Genomic DNA, 7,943 nt, shown 5'->3' with positions numbered 1-7,943 from the left:
CTGATCTGCCTGGCCCGACGACGCTGCGACGTCCTGTTCGCCATGCTCCGCACCAAGACCCACTACCGACACCCCGAACCCACTCCCACCCCGGCTGCGGCTTGACAACCACATAGGGACACCCCCCCCACCGACCTGCGGTGACAACACTCACGGCGACGCGGTCCAGGCCCGCGCTGTGACTTGGTGGGACAGCGGGACAAGCCAAGTGCTGTCCCACCTGTCCCACCTGTCCCTTCACCTCGTCTGACCTGCAACAACAGCAGGGATAGGGGTGGCCCTCACCTGTCCCTCTCGACCAGGTGGAACAGCGCAGACAGCCGGACACGCCCACCGGCCCGCGCACAACACCAGTGGTCCAGCCGAAGGGGACAGGAAGGGGAGACCCGGCAGGGGAGCACACACCGGCCCACGGGCCGATCCTCGCCACCGACCACACCGCCGGGTGATCTTCCCTGGCAGGGGTCCACACAGCTCATCCCAGGGAAGTGGGCCAGGGGAGCACTCAGGGGAAAATCCCTGACTCCCTCTGCTCCCCTGCTCGCGTCCCTGGCTGCTTCCCTGTTCCACGACGAGCAATGGTCCACGCTGTCCACGCCTGGATCGGCCACAGAGAGCATCCTCCTGCGGGCCGCTGACACGGCCACAGAGCCACGAACGCGCCCCGCCTGGTACACGGGCCACCCACCGAAACGCACAGGGCACACAGAACCGCGCCGCTGGTGACCCCGAGAGTGTTACAGCCGCCTCACCCGACCCCGTGCACCGCCCTGGGGACAGGCCACGGGGTATCACCGCCACCTCGGTATAGCCGCTCTCGACGGGTGCCGAGACGGCTGTGGAGCGCCGATCGGACACGGCGGCACGCTGCAACTTTACTTGTGCAAATCCTCGGATTCTCGACACCTCGTTGGCATACGCCCTAGACTTCCCAGTTGTTTAGCAGGTGAGCGACCATACTAGTTATCTCGTCAATGGTCGGAGGTGCGGCGAATGGGCTACCTGGACGATGTGGAGCCGAGCGTCAAGGTTCTGCTGAAGAGTCGTGGACTCTTCCTCCGTGAGAGGGCGGACGACTCGCCGCCTGACGTTATCATCCTCGTATGCTGGGATGACGGGTATGACGGCGGACTTCCGGTCGGCACAGTGAAACTGGAAAGCTATAGACGTACCTTTATAGCTCATGCTCGGACAGACTTCACGATTACCGCTGCCCCCGAAGTCGCCCGTGACCTTCCAGACGTCAACGAAGCGATCCGTCAGGTACTCCTCCATCTCACCCCCCGCTACCTCGCCCCCCGCGACTCCTAGACTTGGGGTGTTGAACTTCTCGGCACATCACGCGACAGTGGGGTCTCAAAGCGGGTCTCAGTTCAGCGTGGTTCAAGCCGACCGCCTCTGTTGCAATCTTCGCGCTGACCAGCGCAAACGTACTTGAGCGAATCGTGCCGAACGACTATTCCAGCTCCTACGGATCAGAAGGTTGCAGGTTCGAATCCTGCCGAGCGCGCAAGCACAGGTCAGGGCCTTGTTCCGGGTAACGGGACGGGGCCCTGATTTGTTGTGTCGGGGACTGCTGTCCCACCTCTGCACACGAATGCCCGTAACCGTTGCTCAGCTTCGGTGCATGGCCCAGTGCTTCGCGATCCAGCCCTCTTGGCGCACGGTGAGTTCTACGTGCAGCTTCTCGCCTTGGAGTCGGCGGTACTCGGGGTAGTCGGCGATGACCTCGGAGACGTCGATGGTGTGGTCCCGCGGGTCCACGGCGAGATGACCGAGGTCGAAGAGGCGGTGCACGTCGCGTCGGAGCAGGAGCCCGCCCTGGTCGTGGTGCCGGCCGTCGGCGGCGAAGCTGTTCAAGTGGGCCGCTTCGAGCGCGGCGTGCGGGGTGGGTCCGGTGAACGCGCAGGTGTCGCCGTACTCCTCCAGCAGTCGGGTGCGGAAGGCGCCCTGTCCTCGCCGGACGCGCACGACCGCTGTGGTGTGGTCGCCCCTCAACGTGGTGGTCAAGGCCGCCTCCACCGGCGACAGGGACGGCCGGCCGGGCGCCCCCCGCACGGCCTGCTCGAACCTCGCGTAGTCGAGTTGGCGGATGCTGAGCTGCGACTTCGGCAGCGTGCACAGCCCGCGCAAACGGTCACCGGTCAGCTCTCCGGTGAGGTCCACCCAGGCGATGTCGTGGTGCGACCGGTAGGTGGTGACAGCTTTCCTGGTAGTGACCACCTCCGCCTCCTCGAACGTCCCGGTGCACTTGGAGCACCGGTAGGGCGGGTTCTCGGTCTTGCGCAGCTTGATGCCGGCCTTGCCGCAGTGCGGACAGCGGTGGAGGGCCTTCTTCTCGTTGCCGACGACGATCTTCTCGATCACCGAGGCACCCAGCAAAAACTTCTTGTCCCACAGGACGATCACGTCACCGGCCTGCGGTAGCTGGTGGTTCGGGACCGAGCTGTCCCAGCTGTAGTGGGCCGCCGGCGCGTCGTCGTAGCCGTCGTTGCCGCGGCGCGGCCGGTCGTCCCCGACTGCGAGCATCAGCCACGCGCTCCGCTGTTCGTCCGGCACGTCTTACCCCCACGATGACGGAACCGTTCCGTGAAGGTCATCGCCACACACTCGTGTTGCGTTAGGCAAGGACGCCGGTTGGTCGGCATCGGACGTCGCTCCGCACCGAGGCCGTTGAGGACGACCGGCGGTCCCCGGTGCACCGCGAGTACCGCCACCTGTTCGGCGAACCGCCCGCCACCGACGCCGTGCCGCGGCTGCCGTGAAGATCCTCGGCTAGCGTGACAACCCGGTGGGGCGGGAGGACGTTCATCCTGGTTGTGTTCTTCAGACGGAGTACCGGCGGGCTGCCCGACGCCCGCTTCGAGGAGTTCGTGCGCGCGCAGTCGCCCACCCTGCTGCGCCTGGCACTCCTGCTGGTCAACGACCGCGGGCACGCCGAGGACCTCTTGCAGACCGCCCTGCTGCGGACCGCGCTGCGCTGGCACCGGGTGCTCGACCACCCCGAGGCGTACGCGCGGCAGGTGGTGGTCAACCTCGCGCGGGACCGGTGGCGGCGCGTGAAGCGGCGGGTCGGCGAACTGCCGCTGAACGACCTGGTGGCACCGCCCGCCCCCGGTGACCACGCCCGCACCGTGGTGGACCAGCAGGCCGTGCGGCAGGCGGTGGCCGCGTTGCCCCAGCGGCAACGCGAGGTGGTCGTGCTGCGGTTCTTCGCCGACCTCTCCGTCGCCGAGACCGCGCAGACGATGGGGACCACCGAAGGAACGGTGAAGTCCCAGACCCACCGGGCCCTCTCGCTGCTGCGGCAGTCGCTCGACGGCTCCGAGACCTTCCAGGAGGCCAACGATGTCCACTGACGACCGGCTCGACGACCCCTTCGTGCGCGAACTGCGCGTCGCACTGCGTTCGGGCGCGGACGAGGTGCCGCCCGCCCTGCTGCCGTCGCTCGCCAAGCGCTACGGCCGCCGCGTCGCCCTCCGCCGGGCGGGTCTGGTCGCGGTGCCGGTCGCGCTCGCGGTCGCGGTCGGGATCGTGGCCGTGCGCCCCGGTCCCACCCCACCGGACGGCCGCCAGGCGTCCTCGTCGGTCACCGCCGCGCCCACCGTGGACATCGCACTGGTGGCGCGGCAGGTCACGACCGCGCTCGACGGCGTGGACGGCTGGGTCGTGCGCCGGACCGCGGTCGAGGAGTCCGGCAAGTACGGCAAGCCGGGCAGGCCCGCCGTCTACGACAACTACAGCCTCGGCGACGGCACCGCCTTCCGGTCGTCGGTCCTGGTGGACGGCAAGCCCGTCGTCGACACCAGCATCGAGCGCGACGGCGCCATGACCGCCGTTGACCACGTGAACCGGACGTGGCGGCGCACCCCCGGTTACCACTCGCCCGGAGCGGCCGTGGCCGACACCGACGTGATGACCCCGGCGCGGATCAAGCAGGCGCTCGCCGACGGCCGGCTGCGCGTCATCGCCCAGGGCGAGTCCGTCAACGGCAAGCCGACCGTCCACCTGGAGGGCGACCTCGGGCTGAAGGCGACGCCGCCCGTGGGCCTGTGGGTCGACCTCACGACGTGGCTCCCGGTGCGGCAGCAGTACCTCCAGGACGACGCCACCCCGCCCGCCGACCTGGAGTGGCTGCCGCCGACCCCGGAGAACCTGGACAAGCTCATCGCGCCCGTGCCGGAGGGGTTCGCCGAAGCGGGGTGAACCCGGCCGCACCCCTGGATGTCAAAGATGCTTGACATCATGTCAAGCGAACACGACACTCATGATGTCAAGTTTCCTTTACATCGGAGCGGGGTGCCATGTCGTACGAGGAGAAGGGCATCGTGGTGTACCTGGTGGTCAGCGTGCTGACCTACCTCGGGTACGTCGTGGTCGTCCTGGGGCGGGCCGGGGACGGGCCGGTGGCCGAGGTGCCTTACGTGTCACCCATGTTGTGGGCCGTCGGCATCGCCGTGGCACTGGCCGTGGTCGGCCGGGTCGTGCTGGAGATGGCCAAGCCGAGCGAGAGCCACAAGGCCGACGCCCGGGACCGGGACATCAACCGGTTCGGCGAGCACGTGGCCGGCGTCGTGCTCGGCGTGGGCATGGTGCTGCCCTTCGCGTTGACGATGGCCGGAGCACCGCACTTCTGGATCGCCAACGCGATCTTCCTGGTGTTCAACGCGTGGGCCGTGTTCGGGGCCGCGGTCAAGCTCGTCGCGTACCGCCGGGGGTTCTGAGTGGGCAAGCCGACCAGGATCACCAACTCGATCCGCGCACTCCGCTTCGCGCACGGCGAGATGACGCAGGCCGAGCTGGCCCGCCGACTCGACGTCACGCGCCAGACCGTCATAGCCATCGAGCAGGGCCGCTACTCGCCCTCGCTGGAGATGGCGTTCCAGATCGCCCGGGTGTTCAAGGTCCCGCTCGGCGACGTGTTCCAGTACCCGGAGGACGACTCATGAGAGCGATCACCCAGGACGCGTACGGCGTCCCCGAAGAAGTGTTCCGGCTCGACGACGTCGACAAGCCGGAGGTCGGTGACGGCGAGGTGCTGGTGCGCGTGCGCGCCGCCGCGGTCTCCGGCTCGGACTGGCACCTCCTGCGCGGCCTGCCCTACGCGGCACGGCCGGTGGTCGGGCTGCGGCGACCGCGCAACCGGGTGCCCGGGCTCGAACTGGCCGGCACGGTCGAAGCGGTCGGCCGGGGCGTGACCGGCACGAAGGTCGGCGACGAGGTGTTCGGGTGGTGCTCCGGCGCGTTCTGCGAGTACGCCGTCGTGCCCGAGGGCCAGGTGACGGCCAAACCGGCCAACCTCACGCCGGAGCAGGCGGCGGCCGTGCCGATCGCCGGGTTCACCGCGTTGCAGGCGGTCCGGGACGCCGGACGCGTCCGCGCCGGGCAGAAGGTGCTGGTGCTGGGCGCTTCGGGGTGCGTCGGGGTGTACGCCGTGCAGCTCGCCAAGCACTACGGCGCCGAGGTGACCGCCGTGTGCAGCGCGGCCAAGGCGGACCTGGTCACCGGGCTCGGCGCGGACCACGTGCTCGACTACGCCGCCGGGCCGTTGACCGCGACCGGCTTCGACGTGGTGATCGACCTCTTCGGCAACCCGTCGCTGCGGACCCTCAAACGGCTGCTGAAGCGCGGTGGCACGGTCGCGCTCGTCGGCGGCACGGGCGGGCGGTGGTTCATGGGCGTCGACCGGTGGCTGCACATGCCGCTCGCGGCGCGGGTCCTCGGGATCAAGGCCCGGCCGCTGGTGCACAAGGACCGCCTCGACGACCTGGTGCTGCTCCGCGAGCTCGTCGAAGCCGGCGCGGTCATGCCCGCGCTGGACCGCACGTACCCGTTGGCCGACGCCGCCGCCGCGATCGAGGACGTGCGGCGTGGCCGGGTGCGCGGCCACGCCGTCGTCACGCCCTAGTCACCACCGCGAGGGCGCGGGCGGCGGGACGACCTTGGGGCGGTCGTCGCACGTGATCGTGTTCGGCAGCAGCCAGGGCGCGAGCCAGCCGTCGTTGCCGCCGAGGTCGGTCAGCGCGAACTCCGAGCCGGTGGCCGGGAAGTTGAACGAACCGCAGTTGTTCACCGGCACCGCGCCGACGTTGCGGGCGTCCACGTTCTCGAACGTCGCCGAACCGGCCGCCCGCGCGCTGAGGACCGACGTGCCCGTGCCGTCGACGCGGACGTCCTCGAAGCGCACGCCGGTGATCGAGTGGAGGTCCTTCACCGACCACTCGCTCACCAGCATGATCGCGTTGTAGGTGTTGTCCAGGAAGTGGTTGCCCACCACGCGCACGTCCGCGTCGATGTCCCGCTCCAACGCGTAGAACCAGATCGCGCCGAGCCCGATGTTCCAGTTCAGCTCGTGCGTGCCGGCCCGGACGGTGGTGTTGTCGGTGATGAGGACCTGCCCGGTGAACGGCTGCGCGCCGAACCGCGACCCGAGCTGGATGCCGCTGCCCTCCCGCACCGGGTCGGCGACCAGGTTGCCCACCAGGGCGTTGTCCGCGCCGCCGTACAGCGCGATGCCGTTGGCCAGCACGGGCGACTGCACGGTGTTGCGCTCGAACCGGTTGCGCGCGTCCTGCTGGTGCTCCGACCACATGGCGAGGCCGTCGTCACCGGTGTTGCGGATGAAGTTGTTGCGCACCAACGAATCCGTGACGCCGGTGTGGAAGTTCAGCGCGTCCGCGACCTGGTCGACCACGATGTTGTCGGTCACCGAGACGTTCGACATCGGACCGTCGAACCACAGGCCGACCTTGGTGTGGTGGACGTACAGGCCGTGGACGGTGGAGTCGCTGAGCGCGCCGCCGATCCCGTTGACCTGGTCGGTGTCGACGCGCTCGCGCACGTCGCCCTCGACGGTGAACCCGCGCAGGTGCACGTTGCGACTGCCGCCCTCGGCGGCGGGCTTGCCGTAGAAGCCGACTCCGGTGTGGACGGAGCCGTCCGGCGCGGGGGTCGGGAGGGCGACTTCACGGCCCTTGATCACGGTGTGCCAGTTGCCCGCGCCTTCGACGGTCACGTCGTCCACGACGATGTGCCGGTTGACCTGGAACGTGCCCGGCGGCACGGAGACCGGGAGCCGGTGGCGCTTGGCGAACGCGATGGCGCGGTCGATGGCGTCGGCCGAGTCGCGCCGGCCGGTCGGGTCCGCGCCGAACAGCAGCACGTTCGCCGCGACCGGGTTGACGCGCGGCGGCGCGACCAGCTCGGTGTCCAGCAGGTCGATCACGGTCCACGCGGCGTTCGTGCCGGCGGGCGCGGTGAGGCGGATGCGGTCGCCGGCGCGGTGCGTCCGGCCGAGCTTGAGGCGCTGCTCGTCGTAGAAGTGGCTGGGGCGGAACGGTTTGTGGATGACGGGGGCGGGCGTGGTCCGGGACGGCACGCAAGCGCACTCGGTGATCCACCAGTCCGGGTGCAGCAGGTCGGCGTTCGGGTCGTTGGTGAAGGGGTACTGGTTGTAGAGCCACGCGTACTGCGAGGTGAGCGTCATCGTCTTGCGGTGCTTGCCGTTCACCGTCACGTCCAGCGGCGCGGTGATGCCGCCGCCGGTCGGCGCGTCCGGGATGCTGTAGCGAACCGTGATCGCGTTGGCGGCCCGCGGCAGCGTGAACTCGACGTGCTGGCCGGGCGCGAGCCGGACCGCTCGCCGACCGGAGGCTTCGGACGGCAACGTGTAGGCCGTCCGGTCGGGCCCGATCACGGTGCCGGTCGTGGTGGCGTTCTCCGCTTCCTGCTCGACGAACGCGACGTCCGCGCCCCGGCCCGCGACGAGCGCGGGGTCGAGCGCGGCCCGCGTGACGACGGGCGCGGGCGCGGCGTCGGCGGCGACGGGCACCGCGAGCCCCGACGCCACCACCGCCACGACCAAGCCGAACCTGGCAGACATCCGCAACATCGAGGACTCGCTTCTCTTGAGGCCGGGGGAGGCGACCTTAGGCACGCTGTGG

General features: G+C 69.6%; 8 protein-coding genes. 6 read left to right on the top strand and 2 right to left on the bottom strand.

Translation table 11 applies throughout. The annotated features are described in order from the left end of the window. Positions 1-993: 993 nt before the first annotated feature. On the top strand, positions 994-1,311 hold the full coding sequence (locus tag LNK82_RS28710; RefSeq protein WP_230570120.1) for a hypothetical protein: 318 nt from the start codon (positions 994-996) through the stop codon (positions 1,309-1,311). 303 nt (positions 1,312-1,614) lie between these two features. On the opposite strand, the gene LNK82_RS28705 is transcribed toward LNK82_RS28710, so the two are convergent. Further along, on the bottom strand, positions 1,615-2,529 hold the full coding sequence (locus LNK82_RS28705) for an HNH endonuclease (protein WP_230570119.1): 915 nt from the start codon (positions 2,527-2,529) through the stop codon (positions 1,615-1,617). 290 nt (positions 2,530-2,819) lie between these two features. On the opposite strand from LNK82_RS28705, the gene LNK82_RS28700 reads away from it, so the two are divergent. The 5 genes from LNK82_RS28700 (at position 2,820) to LNK82_RS28680 (ending at position 5,908) form a co-directional block, all read left to right on the top strand. Next, complete coding sequence (locus LNK82_RS28700; RefSeq protein WP_230570118.1) at positions 2,820-3,359, top strand: SigE family RNA polymerase sigma factor; 540 nt, start codon at positions 2,820-2,822, stop codon at positions 3,357-3,359. Next, the gene (locus tag LNK82_RS28695; protein ID WP_230570117.1) at positions 3,349-4,206 is read left to right on the top strand and encodes a hypothetical protein; all 858 of its coding nucleotides are present in this window, start codon (positions 3,349-3,351) and stop codon (positions 4,204-4,206) included. The genes LNK82_RS28700 and LNK82_RS28695 overlap by 11 nt, the downstream gene beginning before the upstream one ends. 98 nt (positions 4,207-4,304) lie before the next feature. Next, the gene (locus LNK82_RS28690) at positions 4,305-4,724 is read left to right on the top strand and encodes a hypothetical protein (protein ID WP_230570116.1); all 420 of its coding nucleotides are present in this window, start codon (positions 4,305-4,307) and stop codon (positions 4,722-4,724) included. After that, a complete protein-coding gene (locus LNK82_RS28685) occupies positions 4,725-4,949 on the top strand; it encodes a helix-turn-helix transcriptional regulator (protein WP_230570115.1) in 225 nt (74 codons plus the stop codon). Continuing rightward, positions 4,946-5,908, top strand: a complete 963-nt coding sequence (locus LNK82_RS28680) for an NAD(P)-dependent alcohol dehydrogenase (RefSeq protein WP_230570114.1) — start codon at positions 4,946-4,948, stop codon at positions 5,906-5,908. The genes LNK82_RS28685 and LNK82_RS28680 overlap by 4 nt, the downstream gene beginning before the upstream one ends. On the opposite strand, the gene LNK82_RS28675 is transcribed toward LNK82_RS28680, so the two are convergent. Further along, positions 5,909-7,882 (bottom strand): glycosyl hydrolase family 28-related protein, encoded by a 1,974-nt coding sequence (locus tag LNK82_RS28675; protein WP_230570113.1) that lies wholly within the window; start codon positions 7,880-7,882, stop codon positions 5,909-5,911. Between the last annotated feature and the right edge of the window lie 61 nt (positions 7,883-7,943).

This window comes from Saccharothrix luteola, from assembly GCF_020859565.1.
In the GTDB taxonomy this organism is placed as follows: domain Bacteria; phylum Actinomycetota; class Actinomycetes; order Mycobacteriales; family Pseudonocardiaceae; genus Actinosynnema; species Actinosynnema luteola.
This window is presented reverse-complemented; position numbering and strand designations above follow the sequence as displayed.